General features: G+C 65.1%; 1 pseudogene. It reads left to right on the top strand.

What is annotated here, in order from left to right:
• A pseudogene (locus KHA85_RS16705) lies at positions 1-317 on the top strand (IS21 family transposase); the annotation flags it as partial.
• Between the last annotated feature and the right edge of the window lie 147 nt (positions 318-464).

Here is a 464-nt window from a genome sequence, read left to right as displayed (position 1 = left end):
AGATCCTGGATCGTCACGTGATCGAGGCGCAGGGCTATCTGGACTGCCAGAACATTCTCGAAACTCTCGGCAAGAGAAGTCGACAGCGGCTCGAGGCGGCCTGCCAAGTGCTGCTCAACCAGAACGGCGCCGGGAGCTACAGCGTGCTCAAACGCGTCATGGCCACCATCGATTCCGACGGCAAGGCGCCCCGGCCCGTGGTGCCGGCGGCGGCCACACGAAAGCCCCCACCCCCGGCCGGAACCCGAGACGACGGCGCGATTCAAGTCCGCTCGGCCGATCACTACTCGCGCGGGCGCAGCGGGGAGGGCGTGTGATGTTCACCGAGATCGATCATCAGAAGTTCCGCAATCTGCGCATCACCCACGTAGCGACCCGGTTCGAGGAGCTCATCAGCGATGAGGCCAATGACGAGCTCACCCCGGAGCAGATCTTCCTCACCGCCGTCGACGACGCCCTGGACC

The sequence above is a fragment of the Dietzia massiliensis genome, assembly GCF_018390595.1.
In the GTDB taxonomy this organism is placed as follows: Bacteria; Actinomycetota; Actinomycetes; order Mycobacteriales; family Mycobacteriaceae; genus Dietzia; species Dietzia massiliensis.
Note: the sequence above shows the minus strand (reverse complement) of the source record. Positions and strands in the feature narration are given on the sequence as shown.